17 protein-coding genes are annotated in these 18,846 nt (G+C 67.2%); 7 read left to right on the top strand and 10 right to left on the bottom strand.

Features of this window, described 5'->3' with window-relative positions; genetic code table 11:
- Nucleotides 1–41: 41 nt before the first annotated feature.
- The 5 genes from ACTRWB_RS14585 (at nucleotide 42) to ubiA (ending at nucleotide 5,762) form a co-directional block, all read left to right on the top strand.
- Complete coding sequence (locus tag ACTRWB_RS14585; protein ID WP_048250800.1) at nucleotides 42–1,001, top strand: hydrogen peroxide-inducible genes activator; 960 nt, start codon at nucleotides 42–44, stop codon at nucleotides 999–1,001.
- A gap of 625 nt (nucleotides 1,002–1,626) precedes the next feature.
- On the top strand, nucleotides 1,627–3,813 hold the full coding sequence (katG, locus tag ACTRWB_RS14580) for a catalase/peroxidase HPI (RefSeq protein ID WP_446902300.1): 2,187 nt from the start codon (nucleotides 1,627–1,629) through the stop codon (nucleotides 3,811–3,813).
- 110 nt (nucleotides 3,814–3,923) lie between these two features.
- The gene (locus tag ACTRWB_RS14575) at nucleotides 3,924–4,079 is read left to right on the top strand and encodes a hypothetical protein (protein ID WP_193097654.1); all 156 of its coding nucleotides are present in this window, start codon (nucleotides 3,924–3,926) and stop codon (nucleotides 4,077–4,079) included.
- Between the two features lie 121 nt (nucleotides 4,080–4,200).
- A complete protein-coding gene (gene dpsA, locus ACTRWB_RS14570) occupies nucleotides 4,201–4,689 on the top strand; it encodes a non-specific DNA-binding protein DpsA (protein ID WP_446902299.1) in 489 nt (162 codons plus the stop codon).
- 209 nt (nucleotides 4,690–4,898) lie between these two features.
- On the top strand, nucleotides 4,899–5,762 hold the full coding sequence (gene ubiA / locus ACTRWB_RS14565; RefSeq protein WP_343492961.1) for a 4-hydroxybenzoate octaprenyltransferase: 864 nt from the start codon (nucleotides 4,899–4,901) through the stop codon (nucleotides 5,760–5,762).
- Nucleotides 5,763–5,859: 97 nt separating this feature from the next.
- Here the strand turns inward: ubiA and proC are convergent, their stop codons facing one another.
- From proC to ACTRWB_RS14535, 6 genes are all read right to left on the bottom strand, one after another.
- Nucleotides 5,860–6,672: a pyrroline-5-carboxylate reductase gene (gene proC, locus ACTRWB_RS14560; protein ID WP_343492962.1), complete on the bottom strand. Its 813-nt coding sequence runs from the start codon at nucleotides 6,670–6,672 to the stop codon at nucleotides 5,860–5,862.
- Nucleotides 6,673–6,723: 51 nt separating this feature from the next.
- On the bottom strand, nucleotides 6,724–7,422 hold the full coding sequence (locus ACTRWB_RS14555; protein ID WP_446902298.1) for a YggS family pyridoxal phosphate-dependent enzyme: 699 nt from the start codon (nucleotides 7,420–7,422) through the stop codon (nucleotides 6,724–6,726).
- A 98-nt stretch (nucleotides 7,423–7,520) separates the two neighbouring features.
- Nucleotides 7,521–8,747 (bottom strand): glycolate oxidase subunit GlcF, encoded by a 1,227-nt coding sequence (gene glcF, locus ACTRWB_RS14550; RefSeq protein WP_129513756.1) that lies wholly within the window; start codon nucleotides 8,745–8,747, stop codon nucleotides 7,521–7,523.
- Between the two features lie 7 nt (nucleotides 8,748–8,754).
- Nucleotides 8,755–9,843, bottom strand: coding sequence for a glycolate oxidase subunit GlcE (gene glcE, locus ACTRWB_RS14545; RefSeq protein ID WP_048250813.1), 1,089 nt, complete (start codon nucleotides 9,841–9,843; stop codon nucleotides 8,755–8,757).
- A gap of 185 nt (nucleotides 9,844–10,028) precedes the next feature.
- The gene (locus ACTRWB_RS14540; protein ID WP_193097659.1) at nucleotides 10,029–11,522 is read right to left on the bottom strand and encodes an FAD-linked oxidase C-terminal domain-containing protein; all 1,494 of its coding nucleotides are present in this window, start codon (nucleotides 11,520–11,522) and stop codon (nucleotides 10,029–10,031) included.
- A 38-nt stretch (nucleotides 11,523–11,560) separates the two neighbouring features.
- A complete protein-coding gene (locus ACTRWB_RS14535; protein ID WP_193097660.1) occupies nucleotides 11,561–12,970 on the bottom strand; it encodes an FAD-binding oxidoreductase in 1,410 nt (469 codons plus the stop codon).
- 137 nt (nucleotides 12,971–13,107) lie between these two features.
- Here ACTRWB_RS14535 and ACTRWB_RS14530 point away from each other — a divergent pair, with 137 nt between their 5' ends.
- Both ACTRWB_RS14530 and hmpA read left to right on the top strand, forming a co-directional pair.
- Nucleotides 13,108–13,659 (top strand): cob(I)yrinic acid a,c-diamide adenosyltransferase, encoded by a 552-nt coding sequence (locus ACTRWB_RS14530; RefSeq protein ID WP_446902297.1) that lies wholly within the window; start codon nucleotides 13,108–13,110, stop codon nucleotides 13,657–13,659.
- 95 nt (nucleotides 13,660–13,754) lie between these two features.
- Nucleotides 13,755–14,963 (top strand): NO-inducible flavohemoprotein, encoded by a 1,209-nt coding sequence (gene hmpA / locus ACTRWB_RS14525; RefSeq protein WP_129513761.1) that lies wholly within the window; start codon nucleotides 13,755–13,757, stop codon nucleotides 14,961–14,963.
- 84 nt (nucleotides 14,964–15,047) lie between these two features.
- On the opposite strand, the gene ACTRWB_RS14520 is transcribed toward hmpA, so the two are convergent.
- The 4 genes from ACTRWB_RS14520 to tldD all read right to left on the bottom strand — a co-directional run bounded on the left by ACTRWB_RS14520 (nucleotide 15,048) and on the right by tldD (nucleotide 18,814).
- Complete coding sequence (locus tag ACTRWB_RS14520) at nucleotides 15,048–15,437, bottom strand: type II toxin-antitoxin system VapC family toxin (protein ID WP_193097662.1); 390 nt, start codon at nucleotides 15,435–15,437, stop codon at nucleotides 15,048–15,050.
- Nucleotides 15,434–15,703, bottom strand: a complete 270-nt coding sequence (locus tag ACTRWB_RS14515) for a type II toxin-antitoxin system Phd/YefM family antitoxin (protein WP_446902296.1) — start codon at nucleotides 15,701–15,703, stop codon at nucleotides 15,434–15,436. Before ACTRWB_RS14515 ends, ACTRWB_RS14520 begins: the two co-directional genes overlap by 4 nt.
- A gap of 125 nt (nucleotides 15,704–15,828) precedes the next feature.
- On the bottom strand, nucleotides 15,829–16,902 hold the full coding sequence (gene aroG, locus ACTRWB_RS14510; RefSeq protein ID WP_412022451.1) for a 3-deoxy-7-phosphoheptulonate synthase AroG: 1,074 nt from the start codon (nucleotides 16,900–16,902) through the stop codon (nucleotides 15,829–15,831).
- Nucleotides 16,903–17,347: 445 nt separating this feature from the next.
- Nucleotides 17,348–18,814, bottom strand: coding sequence for a metalloprotease TldD (tldD, locus tag ACTRWB_RS14505; protein WP_048242939.1), 1,467 nt, complete (start codon nucleotides 18,812–18,814; stop codon nucleotides 17,348–17,350).
- Between the last annotated feature and the right edge of the window lie 32 nt (nucleotides 18,815–18,846).

Here is an 18,846-nt window from a genome sequence, read left to right as displayed (position 1 = left end):
TAAATTAAACCTATCGCCTGTATATCTCTGATTGACCCACAATGACGCTGACTGAATTGAAATACATCGTCGCGGTTGCGCGTGAGCGGCATTTCGGCCGCGCGGCCGAAGCATGCTTCGTGAGCCAGCCGACGCTGTCGGTGGCGATCAAGAAGCTCGAAGACGAGCTCAACGTGCAGATTTTCGAGCGCGGCGCGAGCGAAGTGAGCGTGACGCCGATCGGCGACCAGATCGTCACGCAGGCGCAGCGCGTGCTCGAGCAGACCTTCGCGATCAAGGAGATCGCGAAGCAGGGCAAGGACCCGCTGGTCGGCCCGTTCCGTCTCGGCGTGATCTACACGATCGGGCCGTACCTGCTGCCGACGCTCGTCAAGCAGATGATCCAGCGTGTCCCGCAGATGCCGCTGATGCTGCAGGAGAACTACACGCTGAAGCTGCTCGAACTGCTGAAGCAGGGCGAGATCGACGCGGCGATCATGGCGCTGCCGTTCCCGGAAACCGGCCTGATGGTGCGGCCGCTGTACGACGAACCGTTCGTCGTCGCGCTGCCGGCCGGCCATCCGTGGGAGAAGCGCGTGGAAATCGACGCCGAGGACCTGAAGCAGGAAACCATGCTGCTGCTCGGCAACGGCCACTGCTTCCGCGATCACGTGCTCGGCGTGTGCCCGGAGCTGATGCGCTTCTCGCAGACGGCCGACGGCATCCAGAAGACCTTTGAGGGCTCGTCGCTCGAGACGATCCGCCACATGGTCGCGAGCGGCGTCGGTATCACCGTGCTGCCGCGGATGTCGGTCGCGGAGGTCGGCCCGCGCGCGAACGGCCCCGATGCGGAGCTGCTGTCGTACGTGCCGTTCAACGAACCGGTGCCCGACCGCCGCGTGGTGCTCGTGTGGCGCAAGAGCTTCACGCGGATGCCCGCGATCGACGCGATCAGCGACGCGATTGCCGCGTGCGTGCTGCCGGGCGTCGCGAAGCTCGACATGCCGGCGACGATGAACTGAGTCGCCGCGACCCACGGCGCTAGCCGATAGACGGGGTTCACGACCCCGTTTAATTTTATCTATGTAATAGATAAAATTAATCAAATATATTGTTTGAATAGTATTTAATAGAATCTCTCACATGGATCGTTTGTCGGTTCGGCAGCCGGTCCGCACGCTGAATGCAAGCGTCAAAGGAGGATGTCATGATGCGTTCGATACTGGGGCACGCGCAGCGGAACATCCCGCCGCGCGGACATGTCGTAGATCGCGCCAGGGCCGCAATTCTGAGCCTGCGCCCGATCGCATTCGCGTACCTGGCGGACCGCGCGTATGGTGGATGAGTGCCGCCGCCCGCCGGTCCTGTGTTCCCCCGAGTCACCCGCCGTCAAGCCATGAGGGAGCAACGCATGTCAGAAAGCTGGAAACCCGCACGCGTCGCCGGCACGCCACCCGCCAGCCACCGCCTGCCGCGGCGCGCCGCTCGCGGCACGCGCGTATCGAAGCGCTCGCACGACATCCCGTAGGACGCAGGAGGATCAACCCGTTCCGTTTCTTACCCCCGCAATGACGCTTCACCCGCCGGTTCCGGCACGATGCCGGATCGCGCAGGTGGGGAAATACGAGCAAGCCAAGGAGAAAACGCATGTCGAACGAAACGAAGTGCCCGTTCAATCACGCCACCGGCGCTGGCGCGACGAACAAGGACTGGTGGCCGAATCAGCTGAACCTGAACATCCTGCACCGGCACTCGGCGCTGTCCGATCCGATGGACAAGGATTTCGACTACGCCGAGGCATTCAAGACGCTGGACCTCGCGGCGGTGAAGAAGGACCTGCACGCGCTGATGACGACGTCGCAGGACTGGTGGCCGGCCGACTTCGGCCACTACGGCGGCCTGTTCATCCGCATGGCATGGCATAGCGCCGGCACGTACCGCACGGCCGACGGCCGCGGCGGCGCGGGCGGCGGACAGCAGCGCTTCGCGCCGCTCAACAGCTGGCCGGACAACGTGAGCCTCGACAAGGCGCGCCGGCTGCTGTGGCCGATCAAGCAGAAGTACGGCCGCAACATCTCGTGGGCCGACCTGCTGATCCTGACCGGCAACGTCGCGCTCGAATCGATGGGCTTCAAGACCTTCGGCTTCGCCGGCGGCCGCGTCGATACGTGGGAACCGGACGACGTCTACTGGGGTTCGGAAAAGATCTGGCTGGAACTGAGCGGTGGCCCGAACAGCCGCTACTCGGGCAAGCGCGATCTCGAAAGCCCGCTCGCCGCCGTGCAGATGGGCCTCATCTACGTGAACCCGGAAGGCCCGGACGGCAACCCCGACCCGGTCGCCGCCGCGCACGACATTCGCGAGACGTTCGCGCGGATGGCGATGAACGACGAAGAAACGGTCGCGCTGATCGCGGGTGGCCACACGTTCGGCAAGACGCACGGCGCCGGTCCGGCATCGAACGTCGGCGCCGAGCCGGAAGCCGCCGGCATCGAGCAGCAGGGTCTTGGCTGGAAGAGCACGTTCGGCACCGGCAAGGGCAAGGACGCTATCACGAGCGGCCTCGAAGTCACGTGGACGTCGACGCCGACGAAGTGGAGCAACGACTTCCTCAAGCACCTGTTCAGCTATGAGTGGGAGCTCACGAAGAGCCCGGCCGGCGCGCACCAGTGGGTCGCGAAGGACGCCGGCGACGTGATTCCGGATGCGTTCGACGCGTCGAAGAAGCATCGCCCGACGATGCTGACGACCGACCTGTCGCTGCGTTTCGATCCGGCCTACGAGAAGATCTCGCGCCGCTTCTACGAGAACCCGGCCGAGTTCGCCGATGCGTTCGCACGCGCCTGGTTCAAGCTCACGCACCGCGACATGGGCCCGCGTGCCCGTTATCTCGGCCCGGACGTGCCGGCCGAGCATCTGCTGTGGCAGGACCCGATCCCGGCCGTCGACCACAAGCTGATCGATGACGCCGACGTCGCGGCGCTGAAGGCGAAGGTGCTGGCATCGGGCCTGTCGGTGTCGCAGCTCGTGTCGACGGCGTGGGCGTCGGCTGCGACGTTCCGCGGTTCGGACAAGCGCGGCGGCGCGAACGGCGCGCGGATTCGCCTCGCACCGCAGAAGGACTGGGAAGTGAACCAGCCGGCGCAGCTCGCGAAGGTGCTCGCGACGCTCGAAGGCGTGCAGAAGGCGTTCAACGACGCGCAGACGGGCGGCAAGAAGGTGTCGCTCGCCGATCTGATCGTGCTGGCCGGTGCGGCCGGTGTCGAACAGGCGGCGAAGAACGCGGGCGTTGCGGTGACGGTGCCGTTCGCACCGGGCCGCGCGGATGCGACGCAGGAAGAGACCGACATCGAAGCGATGGCCGTGCTCGAACCGCTGGCGGACGGTTTCCGCAACTTCCTGAAGCATGCGTACAAGACGCCGGCGGAGGCGCTGCTGGTCGACAAGGCGCAACTGCTGACGCTGAGCGCGCCGGAGATGACGGTGCTCGTCGGTGGCCTGCGCGTGCTCGGCACGAACGTCGGCGATGCGAAGCACGGCGTGTTCACCGACCGTCCGGAAGCGCTGACGAACGACTTCTTCGTGAACCTGCTCGACATGGGCACGGAATGGAAGCCGGCGTCGGCCGCGAACGACGTGTTCGAAGGGCACGATCGCGCGACGGGCAAGGTCAAGTGGACCGGCACGCGCGTCGACCTGATCTTCGGCTCGCACGCGCAACTGCGTGCGCTGGCCGAGGTGTACGGCAGCGCGGATGCGAAGGAGAAGTTCGCGCACGACTTCGTCGCGGCCTGGAACAAGGTGATGAACCTCGACCGCTTCGATCTCGCATGAACCTTGCCGCCGCGTAATGCGGTAGTGCGGTAACGCAGCAACGCGAAACGGCCGGTCGAACGACCGGCCGTTTCTTCTGGAACCTGAGTTTTGTTGAAGGAGTGACGACCATGACGCAATTGATGCTGAACATGCGCGCCGCACTGGCGGCGCCGAAGATGCGCGCGCCGGCCGAGATCGCGCGATACGTAGCCGGATTCGCGATCGTCATCGGCGGTGCGGCCGAACTGGTGTCGCAGGCGCTGCACGCGATCGCGGCCGCCTGAGCGCGGCGCGTCACGCGCCACGCTGCAGTGGCGAGCCGTGCGCGCGGGTGGTGCGGTGTCGACAGGCAGGTAGCCCGATTCGCTTTCATTGCCTTGGTTCATTGAATAAGGAGTCCGTAACATGTCCGGGAAGACTCACGCCACGCAGATCAACATCGGCATCAGCGACAAGGACCGCGGGAAAATCGCGGACGGCCTGTCGCGCCTGCTCGCCGATACGTTCACGCTGTACCTGAAGACCCACAATTTCCACTGGAACGTCACGGGCCCGATGTTCAACACGCTGCACTTGATGTTCGAGGCGCAGTACAACGAACTGTGGCTCGCGGTCGATTCGGTCGCCGAACGCATTCGCACGCTCGGCGTCGTCGCGCCGGGTACCTTTGGCGATTTCGCGAAACTGTCGTCGGTGCCGGAAGCGAACGGCGTGCCGGCGGCGGAAGACATGATCCGCCAGCTCGTCGAAGGGCACGAGGCAGTCGTGCGAACCGCACGCGCGATCTTCCCGATTGCAGACGCGGCGAGCGACGAGCCGACCGCCGACCTGCTGACGCAGCGGCTGCAGACGCATGAGAAAACCGCGTGGATGCTGCGGTCGCTGCTCGCGTAAGCGCGGTGTGGCCGGGCAGGGCGCCGGCCGGCGCGATCCGGGGTGGTGTGGAATCTGTCCCTTGATTGATGCGTATCGCGGCGCGGCCGCGTGCGGTGGGCCTCGGCGGTCCATGCGCGCGCCGCAACTGCCGGCCGCGGGTCGCGCCGACATGACGCGAAGCGCCGCTCGGCTCTAAAATGCCGGGGTTATCTTCCCGGTGCTTCGCCATGCTTGCCCGTTTTCCGCTGTATCTGCGGCTTGTCCGGATGGACAAGCCGATCGGCAGCCTGCTGCTGCTCTGGCCGACGCTCAACGCGCTGTGGATCGCGTCGGACGGCCACCCGCGCTGGCCGCTGCTCGTGATCTTCACGCTCGGCACGCTGCTGATGCGTTCGGCCGGCTGCGCGATGAACGACTACGCCGACCGCGATTTCGACCGCCACGTGAAGCGCACGGCCGACCGGCCGCTGACGTCGGGCAAGATCCGCGCATGGGAAGCCGTCGCGATCGCGGTCGGGCTGTCGTTCATCGCGTTCTTGCTGATCCTGCCGCTCAACACGCTGACGAAGGAGCTGTCCGTCGTCGCGCTGTTCGTCGCGGGCTCGTATCCGTTCATGAAGCGCTTCTTCGCGATTCCGCAGGCGTATCTCGGCATCGCGTTCGGCTTCGGCATCCCGATGGCGTTCGCGGCCGTGCAGGACACGGTGCCGGCGATCGCATGGGTGATGCTGATCGCGAACATTTTCTGGTCGGTCGCGTACGACACCGAATACGCGATGGTCGATCGCGACGACGACATCAAGATCGGCATTCGCACGTCCGCGCTGACGTTCGGCCGCTTCGACGTCGCGGCCGTGATGGCGTGCTACGCGGCGACGCTCGGCATCTACGTGTGGATCGGAGTGACGCTCGGCTTCGGTCTGGCGTACTGGGCCGGCTGGGCGGCGGCGGTCGGCTGCGCGCTGTATCACTACACGCTGATCAAGGGCCGCGAGCGGATGCCTTGCTTCGCGGCGTTCCGGCACAACAACTGGCTCGGCGGCGTGCTGTTTGCCGGGATCGCCGCGCACTATCTGTTGGCCGGCAACTGAACCGAGCCGCGCGCCGGTGCGCGGTGCCAATGAAAAAGCGGCCAATTGGCCGCTTTTTTTACGTCCGGTGCCCGAGAAGCCGGCGCCGCGGACGCGCTTACGCGCGGCCGAGTTCGTCGCCCATTTCCTTCGCGCGCGCCTCGGCCGCGAGTGCGCCGCGCACGATCGCTTCCTTCACGCCCTGCGCGTCGAACGACGCGAGCGCGGCGGCCGTCGTGCCGCCCTTCGACGTCACGCGCTCGCGCAGCACGCTCGCCGGCTCGCCCGATTGCGCGGCGAGTTGCGCGGCGCCCGCGAACGTCGCGACCGCGAGCGCGCGGCCCTGTTCGTCGTTCATGCCGAGGCGGCGCGCGGCTTCCTGCAGTGCTTCGATGAAATAGAACACGTACGCCGGGCCGCTGCCCGAAATGGCCGTGACGGCGTCGAGCTGCGATTCATCGTCGAACCACACGATTTCGCCGACCGCGCCGAGCACGTTCGATGCGAGTTCGCGGCCCGCCGCGTCGACGCCTGGCAGCGCGGCGAGGCCCGTCACACCCATGCCGACGAGCGCGGGCGTGTTCGGCATCGTGCGCACGACGCGGGCGTAATCGCCGAGCCAGCGCGCGAGGTCCGTGCCGCGGATGCCGGCCGCGATGCTGATCACGAGCTGCGACTTCAGGTGCGGCGCGAGCGCCTGCGCGACGTCCTTCAGCACCTGCGGTTTCACCGCCAGCACGATCGCGTCGTAATCGGCGAGCGTCGCGTCGACGGCTGCGCCGGTGCGCACGCCGAATTGCTGCGCGGCGCGCGCGCGGACGTCCTCGTTGATGTCGATGGCATACAGGCCGTCAGCGGCGACGCCGCGCTTGATCAGGCCGCCGATCAGGGCCGCGGCCATGTTGCCGCCGCCGATGAATGCGATTTTCATGATGTCCGATTGAGCAAGTGAGTGAACGGAAAGGCGGAAAGGGCGCGGCGTTCAGTGCGAGTAATCGCGCGCACCGAAGATCGCGGTGCCGACGCGCACGATCGTCGCGCCTTCGAGCACGGCCGCGTCGAGATCGGCGGACATGCCCATCGACAGCGTGTCGAGCGCCAGGCCGTCGGCGCGCAACGCGTCGAACAACTCGCGCAGCGCGCGATGCGGCGCGCGTTGCGCTTCGGTGTCGCCGGCCGGTTCGGGAATCGCCATCAGGCCGCGCAGCCGCAGCGACGGCAGCGCGGCCACCGCGCGCGCGACCTCGGCCACGTCGACGGGCGCGACGCCGCTCTTCGACGCCTCGCCGCTGATGTTCACCTGCACGCAGACATTGAGCGGCGGCAGGTGCGCGGGGCGTTGTTCCGACAGGCGCTGCGCGATCTTCAGCCGGTCGACCGAATGAACCCAGTCGAAGCGCTCGGCGACCGGGCGCGTCTTGTTCGATTGCAGCGGCCCGATGAAATGCCATTCGAGGTTCGCGCGCAAGTCGGCGAGCGCGTCGATCTTGTCGATCGATTCCTGCACGTAGTTTTCGCCGAATGCGCGTTGCCCGGCCGCATGCGCGGCGCGCACGTCGTCGGCGGGAAACGTCTTCGAGACGGCGAGCAGCGACACGGTGGCGGGATCGCGGCCGGCCGCGCGGGCGGCGTCGGTGATGCGGCGATGAACGGATTCGAGACGAGCGGCAAGATCGGACATGACGGGCACGAAGACAGGCACGGAAGCGGGCATGAAGCAGCTGCGCCGCGGCACGCGGCGCATCGATCCGTCCATTATACGGACGCCGCGCGCGAGGCCTAGCCGTACAGCAAATGCTCGACGAGCTGGATCCAGTGGGTGACCGGAATCTGCGTGCCGCTCTGCAGGTGCGCGATGCAGCCGATGTTGCCGGAGACGATCATCTGCGGTTCGAGCGCCTGCAGCTTCAGCAGCTTCTGCTTGCGCAACCGGTACGACAGCGACGGCTGCGTCAGCGAATAGGTGCCGGCCGAGCCGCAGCACAGATGGCTGTCGGCCGGCAGCCGCACGTCGATGCCGAGCGTCTCGAGCAGGCGTTCGACCTTGCCGCGCGACTGCTGGCCGTGCTGCAGCGTGCACGGCGGGTGGTACGCGACGGTATGGATCGCGCGGCGCCGTGCGAGTGTCGCGAGTTCTGCCTCGAACGCGAGCAGCACGTCGGAGATGTCGCGCGTCAGCGCGACGATGCGCTGTGCCTTCTCCGCGTAGATCGGATCGTCGCGCAGCAGGTGTGCGTATTCGAGCACCGTCGCGCCGCAGCCCGTTGCGTTCATCACGATCGCCTCGGCGCCCTGTTCGACGTGGGGCCACCACGCGTCGATGTTGCGGCGCGCGTCGTCGAGCGCTTCATCGTGATAGTTCAGGTGCAGGCGGATCGCGCCGCAGCAGCCCGCGTCGGGCGCGACGACCGTCTCGATGCCGAGCGCGTCGAGCACGCGCGCGGTCGCGATGTTGATGTTCGGCAGCATCGACGGCTGCACGCAGCCGCCGAGCATCAGCATCTTGCGCGTATGCGTGCGGTGCGGCCATTCGAGCAGCCGCGTGCGCGGCGGCACCTTGTCGCGCAGCCGCTTCGGCAGCAGCGGCCGCACGTGCTGGCCGAGCCGCATCATCGGCGAGAACAGCGCCGCATTCGGCACGAGGCTCGCGAGCACGCGGCGCACGAGACGCTGCTGCACGGGGCGCTGCACCTGTGCCTCGACATGCTTGCGGCCGATCTCGACGAGCCGGCCGTACTGGACGCCCGACGGGCAGGTCGTCTCGCAGCTGCGGCACGTGAGGCAGCGGTCCAGGTGCTGCTGCGTGCTGCGCGTGACGTTCGCGCCTTCGACCAGCTGCTTGATCAGGTAGATGCGCCCGCGCGGGCCGTCTAGTTCGTCGCCGAGCAGCTGATAGGTCGGGCAGGTCGCGGTGCAGAACCCGCAATGCACGCACTTGCGCAGGATCGCTTCGGCCTCGTCGCCGTCGGGCGTGTTGCGGATGAAATCGGCGAGGTTCGTTTGCATCGAGCTCTCAGAGATCGGGGTAGAGCCGGCCGCGGTTGAAGATGCGCGCGGGATCGAACGCGGCCTTCAGCCCGCGGTGGATTTTCATCATCGGGGCGGGGAGCGGCGTGAACACGCCCGCGCTGCGGTCGTAGGCGTCGCCCGCGCGGAACAGCGTCGCGTGGCCGCCGGCCTGCTTCGCGCTCATGCGCACGGTCTGCGCATCGGCGTCGGTGATCCACCAGCGCTGCGCGCCGCCCCATTCCATCAGCTGGGTGCCCGGCAGGTGCATCGGTTCGGTGATCGACGGCAGCGCGAGGCGCCACAGCGCATAACCGGGCGGGATGCCGTTGAAGAACGGGTCGGTATGCTCGCGCAGGCCGGCCCAGAAGCGCTCGGCTTCGACCGCGTCGACGACTTCGCCGCCGAGCAGCGTCTTCGCGGATTTCACGGCCGCTTCGGCGCCCGACAGGCGCAGCACGAGCGTGCCGTTGCGCCACGCGCTCGCGCTGACGGGCAGCGGATGGCCACCCCATTCGTTGAGCTTGCGCACCGCGTCGGTGGCGGTCATCTCGAACTTCAGCGTGACTTCGGCGACCGGCATCGGCAGCACCTTGATCGACAGGTCGAGCATCAGCCCGAGCGTGCCGAGCGCGCCGGCCATCAGTCGCGACACGTCGTAACCGGCGACGTTCTTCACGACCTGCCCGCCGAAGCGCAGCATTTCGCCGCGGCCGTTCATCAGCGTGACGCCGAGCACGAAATCGCGCGGTGCGCCGCAGGTGGCACGGCGCGGGCCCGCGAGGCCCGCCGCGACGCAGCCGCCGACGGTGGCCGCGCGGCCGAAGTGGGGCGGCTCGAACGGCAGCATCTGGCCGCACTCGGCGAGGACGGTTTCCAGCTGCGCGAGCGGCGTGCCCGCGCGGACCGTGACGACGAGTTCGGCCGGGTCGTACGACACGATGCCCTGAAACGCGCGCGTGTCGAGTATTTCGCCCTCGAGCGCCTGGCCGTACCAGTCCTTGGTGCCGCCGCCGCGAATCCGCAGCGGCCGGCCGTCGGCGCTGGCCGCGCGGACGCGTTCGGCCCATCCGGCGACGATGTCGTCCTCTTCCATGTTCTGTTGCTGCCTCGACTTGTTGTTCGGTCGATTGTACCGGGGTGGCGCGATTCCACATCGCGACTATCCCTAAGCCCGGTATTGCGGACCGCATGCCCGCGCCGACGCGCGAACGGGCCGCGCGGGCACGGCAGTACGCGGCGGCCCGGCCGCCGGCGCGGGCCGCGCACCGCGCGCGACGCTCAGAAGCGCGGCAGGTCGGGGTGCGGCAGCAGCCCGCCGCGCACGTGCTGGCGACCGTACTCGGCGCAGCGCGCGCGGGTCGGGATGCCCTTGTCCGGGTTCAGCAGCCCCGCCGGATCGAATGCGCGCTTGACCGCGAAGAACGCATCGCGCTCCTGCGGCGAGAACTGTACGCACATCGAATTGAGCTTCTCGATGCCGACGCCGTGCTCGCCCGTCACGCTGCCGCCGAATTCCACGCAGCATTCGAGGATTTCCGCGCCGAACTGCTCGGCGCGGTGCAGCTCGTCCGGATCGTTCGCGTTGTAGAGGATCAGCGGATGCATGTTGCCGTCGCCCGCATGGAACACGTTGATGCAGCGCAGCCCGTAGCGCGTTTCGAGCTGCTCGATGCGCGCGAGCAGCGGGCCGATCGCGCGGCGCGGCACGGTGCCGTCCATGCAGTAATAATCGGCGGAAATACGGCCGGCGGCCGGGAACGCGTTCTTGCGGCCCGACCAAAAGCGCAGCCGCTCCTGTTCGTTGCGCGACACCTGGATGCGCGTCGCGCCGTGCTCGCGCAGCACGGCCGTCATCCGCACGACTTCTTCCGCGACTTCTTCCGGCGTGCCGTCCGATTCGCACAGCAGGATCGCCTTCGCGTCGAGGTCGTAGCCGGCGTGCGTGAACGCCTCGACGGCCTGCGTGGCCGGCTTGTCCATCATTTCGAGCCCGGCCGGGATGATGCCCGACGCGATGATCGCTGCGACGGCCTCGCCGCCCTTGACCACGTCGTCGAAGCTCGCCATCACGAGCTGCGCGGTCTGCGGTTTCGGGATCAGCCGCACCGTGACCTCGGTGACGATCGCGAACATCCCTTCGCTGCCGATCATCACGGCGAGCAGGTCCAGACCCGGCATGTCGAGCGCGAGCGAGCCGAACTCGACGATCTCGCCTTCGATCGTTACCGCGCGCACGCGCATCACGTTGTGCACCGTCAGCCCGTATTTCAGGCAGTGGACCCCGCCGGAGTTTTCCGCGACGTTGCCGCCGATCGTGCACGCGATCTGCGACGACGGATCGGGCGCGTAATACAGGCCGTACGGCGCGGCGGCTTCCGAGATCGCGAGGTTGCGCACGCCGGGCTGCACGGTTGCCGTGCGCGCGTACGGGTCGACTTCGACGATGCGCGTGAAGCGCGCGAGCGACAGCACGACGCCGAGCGCGATCGGCAGTGCGCCGCCCGACAGGCTCGTGCCCGCGCCGCGTGGCACGATCGGCACTTCCATGCGCCGGCAGATCTGCACGATCCGCTGCACTTGCGATTCCGTTTCGGGCAGCGCGACCGCGAGCGGCAGGCGGCGGTAGGCCGACAGGCCGTCGCATTCGTACGGTGCCGTGTCTTCGTCGCGGTACAGCAGGCAGTGCGTCGGCAGCACGGCCATCAGCGCCTGCACGACTTCGCGCTGGCGCTGCGCGCGTGCCGCGCTCGACAGTTCGACGGGAGCATTCATGGGGTCTCCTGCGGGAGGCGCGACGTCGCGCCGCCGTCTCAGCACGTGAAAATCTTGCCGGGATTCATCAGGTTGCGCGGATCGAGCGCGAGCTTGATCGCGCGCATCGTGTCGATCGCGTTGTCGCCGTGCTCCTTCGGCAGGAAGCGCATCTTGTGCAGCCCGACGCCGTGCTCGCCCGTGCAGGTGCCGCCGAGGCGCAGCGCTCGCTCGACGATCCGGTCGTTGATGTGCTCGGCTTCGGCGAGTTCCTCGGGCTTGTCGGGGTCGATCAGGATCGCGACGTGGAAATTGCCGTCGCCGACATGGCCGACGATCGGGCAGGGCAGCGACGAGGCGCGCAGGTCGACTTCGGTTTCCTCGACGCACGCGGCGAGCTGCGAGATCGGCACGCAGACGTCGGTCGTCACCGCGCGGCAGCCGGGTTTCAGCTGCAGCATCGCGAAGTACGCGTTGTGGCGCGCGGCCCAGAGCCGGCTGCGGTCTTCGGGACGGGTCGCCCATTCGAAGCCCTGGCCGTTGTTCTCGCCGGCCAGCGCTTGCACGAGCTCGGCCTGTTCCTTGACGGAGGCCTCGGTGCCGTGGAATTCGAAGAACAGCGTCGGCGCTTCGGTGAGCGTCAGGTTCGAGTGGCGATTGATCGAGCGCACGGCGAGCGAATCGACGAATTCGACGCGCGCGATCGGCACGCCGATCTGGATCGTCTCGATCACGGTGCGCACCGCGTCGCCCATCGTCGGGAACGTGCAGATCGCGGCCGATACGGCTTCGGGCAGCGGGTGCAGGCGCAGCGTGATCTCGGTGATCACGCCGAGCGTGCCTTCGGAGCCGACGAACAGGCGCGTGAGGTCATAACCCGCCGACGACTTGCGCGCGCGCGAGCCTGTTTTCACGACGCGGCCGTCGGCGAGCACCGCGGTCAGGCCGAGGACGTTCTCGCGCATCGTGCCGTAGCGCACGGCGTTGGTGCCCGATGCGCGGGTCGCGGTCATCCCGCCGATGCTGGCGTCGGCGCCCGGGTCGATCGGGAAGAACAGCCCGGTGTCGCGCAGCGCTTCGTTGAGCGCCTTGCGCGTGATGCCCGGCTCGACCGTCACGGTCAGGTCTTCGGCGTTGATCGACAGCACGCGGTTCATTTCCGACAGGTCGAGCGAGATGCCGCCGCGCACCGCGAGCAGGTGGCCTTCGAGCGACGAGCCGGCACCATACGGGATCAGCGGTACGCTGTAGAGCGAGCACAGCGACACGGCTTCGCGCACGTCGTCGGCGCTGCGGGCGAATACGACGGCGTCGGGCAGTTGCGGATCGAACGGCGATTCGTCGCGGCCGTGGTGGGCGCGGACCGCGTCGGCGGTCGATACGCGTTCGCCGAAGGCGGCGCGCAGCGCATCGAGCATGGCGGGGGGCAGCGGGCGGCGCGTGACGGCCGGCGGGGCGGGGTGATTCACGAATGTCTCCTGGCTGCTTGTCGAACTTTCGGCTCATTCTACGCCGTAACGCCCGCTGCGCCTGCCGCCGCGGGCTGCGATAATCACGTTCCAAACCAAGCGGGCTGCATCGCGGCCGCGCATGACAGGAGATTCGCATGGGCAACCGCTTGAGCAAGATCGCCACGCGCACCGGCGACGACGGCACCACCGGCCTCGGCGACGGACGCCGCATCGGCAAGGACGACGCGCGGATCGCGGCGATCGGCGACGTCGACGAACTGAATTCGAACCTCGGCGTGCTGCTCGCCGAGACGCTGCCGGACGACGTGCGCACGGCGCTCGTCACGATCCAGCACGACTTGTTCGATCTTGGCGGCGAGCTGTGCATCCCCGGCCATGCGGTGCTCGACGACACGCATCTTGCGCGTCTCGACCAGTGGCTCGCCGACTACAACGCGCCGCTGCCGCCGCTGAAGGAATTCATCCTGCCGGCCGGCTCGCGCGCGGCGTCGCTCGCGCACGTGTGCCGGACCGTATGCCGCCGCGCGGAGCGCTCGATCGTCGCGCTCGGGCGCACCGACACGCTCAACGATGCGCCGCGGCGTTACGTGAACCGGCTGTCGGACCTGCTGTTCGTGCTGGCGCGCGTGCTGAACCGCGCCGGCGGCGGGGCGGACGTGCTGTGGGAGCGCGGACGCGTCCGCTAGCGCGCCGCGGCCCTTTTTGCGCACTGCGACAATTTGCCCGGGGAAGGTCGTTTTTTAAACATGTATCGTATGTGCATGTTTAACGGAGAACGAACATGACCCACATCACCGCTGACCAGATGGCCCGTGTGAAGGCCACCGCCCCCGTCCTTGCCGAGCACGGCACGACGATCACGAAGCACTTCTACCAGCGCATGTTCGCGCGTCATCCTGAACTGAAGAACCTGTTCAACCAGACGCACCAGAAGACCGGCAGCCAGCCCGAGACGCTCGCGAAGGCCGTCTACGCGTATGCGGCAAACATCGACAACCTCGGCGCGCTGGGCGGTGCGGTGTCGCACATCGCGCACAAGCACGCGAGCCTGAACATCCGCCCCGAGCACTACCCGATCGTCGGCGAGAACCTGCTCGCGTCGATCGTCGAAGTGCTCGGCGACGCGGTCGATGCCGATACGCTCGAAGCCTGGCGCGTCGCGTACGGCCAGCTCGCGCAGATCCTGATCGGCGCCGAGGCCGACCTGTACGCGGGCGCGGCCTGGAGCGGTTTCCGTCCGTTCAAGGTGGCGCGCAAGGTGCGCGAGAGCGACGAGATCACGTCGTTCTACCTGAGCCCGGCCGATGGCGGCACGGCGCCGACCTTCGAACCGGGTCAGTACATCACGGTGAAGCGCTTCGTCGGCGATCTCGGCGTCGACCAGCCGCGCCAGTACAGCCTGTCCGATGCACCGCACGGCAAGTGGCTGCGCATCTCGGTGAAGCGCGAGGCCGGCACGCCGGAAGCGATCCCGGCCGGCAAGGTGTCGACGCTGATGCATGACGGCGTGGAGGAGGGCGCGATCGTCGAGGCGACCGCGCCGATGGGTGAATTCTCGCTGAAGCGGGGCGTCGAGACGCCGGTCGTGCTGATCTCGGGCGGCGTCGGCCTGACGCCGATGGTGTCGATGGCATCGACGCTGGTCGACGAACGCAGCACGCGCGACGTGCGGTTCGTCCACGCCTGCCGTTCGGGCGCGGTGCACGCGTTCCGCGACTGGCTGAACGATACGGCGCGCGAGCATGCGAACGTCAGGCGCACGGTGCTGTACGAACTGGTCGGCCCGAACGATCGCGCCGGCATCGACCACGACGTCGAAGGGCGGCTCACGCCGGAACGCGTGAAGGCATTCGCGCTGGTGCCGGACGCCGACTACTATATCTGCGGCCCGATCGCGTTCATGAAGGCGCAGCGCGACGCGCTGGTCGCGCTCGGCGTCGCACCGGAACGCGTGAACACCGAGATCTTCGGCTCGGGCGCGCTCGAGTGATGGGCCGACGGACGATCTCCGGCCAATAAAAAAGCCCGGCGCGAGCCGGGCTTTTTTATCGCTTGCGATACCGTGCGAATGACGTCAGGCGTGCAACATCAGTGTCGCGTGGTAGCGCCACACCTTCGGATCGGCGCTGACGAGCGGCATGCCTTCGTGGAGCGCCTGCGCGACCATCACGCGGTCGAACGGGTCGGCGTGGTCCGGGAAGTCGGGCAGCGCGGCGACTGCTTCGACGTGATCGCTGTTGATCGGCAACTCCGCGAAGCCGGCGAGCCGGAACGCAGAGCGTGCGTCGCGCGGATGAACGGGAAGGTTGCCTTTGCGGTACTTGATCGCGATTTCCCAGATGGATGCGGCACTGACGTACAGCGTGTTTTCGGGATCGTCGATCAACGCGGCGGCAGTCGACGAAAGTTGAGGTGCGCCTTCGGCGGCCCACAGCGCGATATGCGTATCAAGCAGCAGTCTCACGGCGCGAGCCCCCGGTCCGCGCTGGCATCGAAGTCAGCGGCGATCGATTCGTCGCCGGCATTGAATGCCTCGACAGTGGCCGGGATGTTCAGCCCGGCAAGCAACTGACGCGCCGCACCGATCCGCTTCGGCGCTTCATAAGGAACGATCCGGGCGACCGGATGGCCATTGCGGGCGATCACGACTTCGGATTCGCGCCCCGATTCAAGCGCCTCGACAAGGCTCGAGAGCCGTGACTTGGCATCGTGCATGTTGACGGTCGGCATGGTCGATTCCCGGTTAGCTAGGATGTATTAGCTAGTCTAGCAGAGCCGAACGCCATCCGCAGGCTGGCCAGATGGCCAGCCCGCCGGCAGGCGGGGGCCATCGTGATTCAGCCTGCTCGTGCCAGTCAGTTGCCGCTGCCGCGCGTCACGCGGCGCGCCTTGACCGATTCCGCAAGGCCTTCGAGCACCTTCACGCTGTCGTCCCACGCGATGCACGCGTCGGTGATGCTCTGGCCGTAGGTCAGCGGGCAACCTTCCTTCAGGTCCTGGCGGCCTTCGACGAGGTGCGACTCGATCATCACGCCGACGATGCGTGCGTCGCCGGCCGCGATCTGGCGGCCGATGTCCGCGCAGACGGGGATCTGGTTCTCGTGCTTCTTCGAGCTGTTCGCGTGGCTCGCGTCGATCATCAGGCGCGCAGCGAGGCCAGCCTTGCCGATGTCCGCGCACGCGGCGTTCACGCTGTCCGCGTCGTAGTTCGGCGCCTTGCCGCCGCGCAGGATCACGTGGCAGTCCTCGTTGCCGGCCGTCGACACGATCGCCGAATGGCCACCCTTCGTCACCGACAGGAAATGGTGCGGCTGCGACGCGGCCTTGATCGCGTCGACCGCGATCTTCACGTTGCCGTCGGTGCCGTTCTTGAAGCCGACCGGGCACGACAGCCCCGACGCGAGCTCGCGGTGCACCTGCGACTCGGTCGTGCGCGCGCCGATTGCGCCCCACGAGATCAGGTCGGCGATGTACTGCGGGCTGATCATGTCGAGGTATTCGGTCGCGGCCGGCAGCCCCATCTCGTTGATCTGCAGCAGCAGCTCGCGCGCGGTGCGCAGCCCTTCGTTGATCTTGAAGCTGTTGTCGAGGTGCGGATCGTTGATCAGCCCCTTCCAGCCGACCGTCGTGCGCGGCTTCTCGAAGTACACGCGCATCACGATTTCCAGTTCGCCCTTGAAGCGCTCGCGTTCCTTCACGAGCCGGCCCGCGTACTCGATCGCCGCCTTCGTATCGTGGATCGAGCACGGTCCGACCACGACGATCAGCCGATCGTCCATCCCGTGCAGGATGCGGTGCATCGACTGGCGCGAGTTGTAGATCAGCTCGGACGCGGCTTCGGAGCACGCGAATTCGCGGATCAGGTGGGCGGGCGGCGTCAGTTCCTTGAGTTCGCGAATGCGGACGTCGTCGGTATTGTGCGGGGGCATGCTGTTTCTCCTATGTCGACCGGGGTTAGCGCTTTAGCGGTTACTCCGGACCCATGCAAAGCGGTTGAGGGCGCCGTTCGGTCAGTGCGCGTGCGGCAGATTCATCAATTCAAGCGATTCAGTGGTGTCGGTCGAGGCCGCGGGACGCTGCGGCGACGACCGGGTGGCGAAGGGCGAAAAAAAACCGCCGGGTTCGCCGGCGGTTTTTTCGGGAATTTCGGTTGCGCTTTACGCGCCATCAACCCTCTCGATCCGCCAGCGGTCTGAGATACCAAAAAAAGTAAAAGTAAAACTTGGCGGACATGACGGGGATTCGGTTCGTCAAAAAAAGTTGATTCGGAATTTATACCCCGTCGCCGTGCGGCTGGCAATCGGGAAACGTCGAAAATGCGGAAAATCCGCGCGTTTTCTTCAAAATGCGCGGATTGTCTGCGCCGCGATGCGGTTATGCCGTACCGCCAACCGTCATCTTGTCGATCCGCAGGGTCGGCTGGCCGACGCCGACCGGCACGCTCTGGCCTTCCTTGCCGCACACGCCGACGCCCGTGTCGAGCGACATGTCGTTGCCGATCATGCTCACGTACTTCAGCGATTCCGGGCCGCTGCCGATCAGCGTCGCACCCTTCACCGGGTAGGTGATCTTGCCGTTCTCGATCATGTACGCCTCGGACGCCGAGAACACGAACTTGCCGTTCGTGATGTCGACCTGGCCGCCGCCGAAGTTCACCGCGTACAGGCCGTTCTTCACCGACGCGATGATTTCCTGCGGATCCTTGTCGCCGTTCAGCATGTACGTGTTCGTCATGCGCGGCATCGGCAGCGCCGCATACGACTCGCGCCGCGCGTTGCCCGTGACCGGCATCTTCATCAGGCGCGCGTTCAGCGTGTCCTGGATGTAACCCTTCAGGATGCCGTCCTCGATCAACGTCGTGCACTGCGTCGGGTTGCCTTCGTCGTCGATGTTCAGCGACCCGCGGCGGTTCGGCAGCGTGCCGTCGTCGACGACGGTCACGCCCTTGGCCGCGACCCGCTCGCCGATCCGGCCGGCGAATGCCGACGAACCCTTGCGGTTGAAATCGCCTTCGAGGCCGTGGCCGATCGCCTCGTGCAGCAGCACGCCCGGCCAGCCCGGCCCGAGCACGACCGTCATCGCGCCGGCCGGCGCGGGGCGTGCGTCGAGATTGACGAGCGCCGCGTGCACGGCGTCGTCGACGTAGCGCGACAGCACTTCATCGGTGAAGTAGCCGTAGTCGAAGCGGCCGCCGCCGCCGCCGGAGCCGATCTCGCGGCGGCCGTTCTGCTCGGCGATCACCGTGACCGACACGCGCACGAGCGGGCGGATGTCGGCCGCGAGCGCGCCGTCGCTGCGCGCGACGAGCACGACGTCGTATTCGCCGGCGAGGCCCGCCATCACCTGCGTGACGCGCGGGTCGCGCCCGCGTGCCATCTGCTCGATGCGCTCGAGCAGCTTGACCTTGGCCGTCGCGTCGAGCGACGCGAGCGGATCGGACGGCAGGTACAGGTCGCGACCGGAGATGCCCTTCAGCGACGTCGCGGCCTTGATCTTCTGGCGGCCGCCGCCGGCCGCCGCGATCGCCTTGGTGGCGGCAGCGGCCTGCGCGATCGCTTCGGGCGACAGGTCGTCCGAGTACGCAAAAGCGGTGCGGTCGCCCGCGACCGCGCGCACGCCGACGCCCTGGTCGATACTGAAGCTGCCCGACTTGACGATGCCTTCCTCGAGGCTCCACGCTTCGCTGCGGGTCGCCTGGAAGTACAGGTCGGCATAGTCGACGCGATGCGTGAAGATGTCGGCGATCGTGCGCGTGAGCAGGCTTTCGTCGAGGCCGTACGGCGTGAGCAGGATGTCCTTCGCCAGCGCGAGGTTGCGGATGCCGGGTTCGATGATGTTCATGCGGATATCGGGGTTTCTCAAAAAGTTGTCGG

The sequence above is a fragment of the Burkholderia sp. YIM B11467 genome (assembly GCF_052952715.1).
Note: the sequence above shows the minus strand (reverse complement) of the source record. Positions and strands in the feature narration are given on the sequence as shown.

Excerpts from the sequence above, each read along its gene's own strand:
- ACTRWB_RS14585 (WP_048250800.1), top strand. The coding sequence starts at position 42 with ATGACGCTGACTGAATTGAAATACATCGTCGCGGTTGCGCGTGAGCGG.
- katG (WP_446902300.1), top strand. The coding sequence starts at position 1,627 with ATGTCGAACGAAACGAAGTGCCCGTTCAATCACGCCACCGGCGCTGGC.
- ACTRWB_RS14575 (WP_193097654.1), top strand. The coding sequence starts at position 3,924 with ATGACGCAATTGATGCTGAACATGCGCGCCGCACTGGCGGCGCCGAAG.
- dpsA (WP_446902299.1), top strand. The coding sequence starts at position 4,201 with ATGTCCGGGAAGACTCACGCCACGCAGATCAACATCGGCATCAGCGAC.
- ubiA (WP_343492961.1), top strand. The coding sequence starts at position 4,899 with ATGCTTGCCCGTTTTCCGCTGTATCTGCGGCTTGTCCGGATGGACAAG.
- proC (WP_343492962.1), bottom strand. The coding sequence starts at position 6,672 with ATGAAAATCGCATTCATCGGCGGCGGCAACATGGCCGCGGCCCTGATC.
- ACTRWB_RS14555 (WP_446902298.1), bottom strand. The coding sequence starts at position 7,422 with ATGTCCGATCTTGCCGCTCGTCTCGAATCCGTTCATCGCCGCATCACC.
- glcF (WP_129513756.1), bottom strand. The coding sequence starts at position 8,747 with ATGCAAACGAACCTCGCCGATTTCATCCGCAACACGCCCGACGGCGAC.
- glcE (WP_048250813.1), bottom strand. The coding sequence starts at position 9,843 with ATGGAAGAGGACGACATCGTCGCCGGATGGGCCGAACGCGTCCGCGCG.
- ACTRWB_RS14540 (WP_193097659.1), bottom strand. The coding sequence starts at position 11,522 with ATGAATGCTCCCGTCGAACTGTCGAGCGCGGCACGCGCGCAGCGCCAG.
- ACTRWB_RS14530 (WP_446902297.1), top strand. The coding sequence starts at position 13,108 with ATGGGCAACCGCTTGAGCAAGATCGCCACGCGCACCGGCGACGACGGC.
- hmpA (WP_129513761.1), top strand. The coding sequence starts at position 13,755 with ATGACCCACATCACCGCTGACCAGATGGCCCGTGTGAAGGCCACCGCC.
- ACTRWB_RS14515 (WP_446902296.1), bottom strand. The coding sequence starts at position 15,703 with ATGCCGACCGTCAACATGCACGATGCCAAGTCACGGCTCTCGAGCCTT.
- aroG (WP_412022451.1), bottom strand. The coding sequence starts at position 16,902 with ATGCCCCCGCACAATACCGACGACGTCCGCATTCGCGAACTCAAGGAA.
- tldD (WP_048242939.1), bottom strand. The coding sequence starts at position 18,814 with ATGAACATCATCGAACCCGGCATCCGCAACCTCGCGCTGGCGAAGGAC.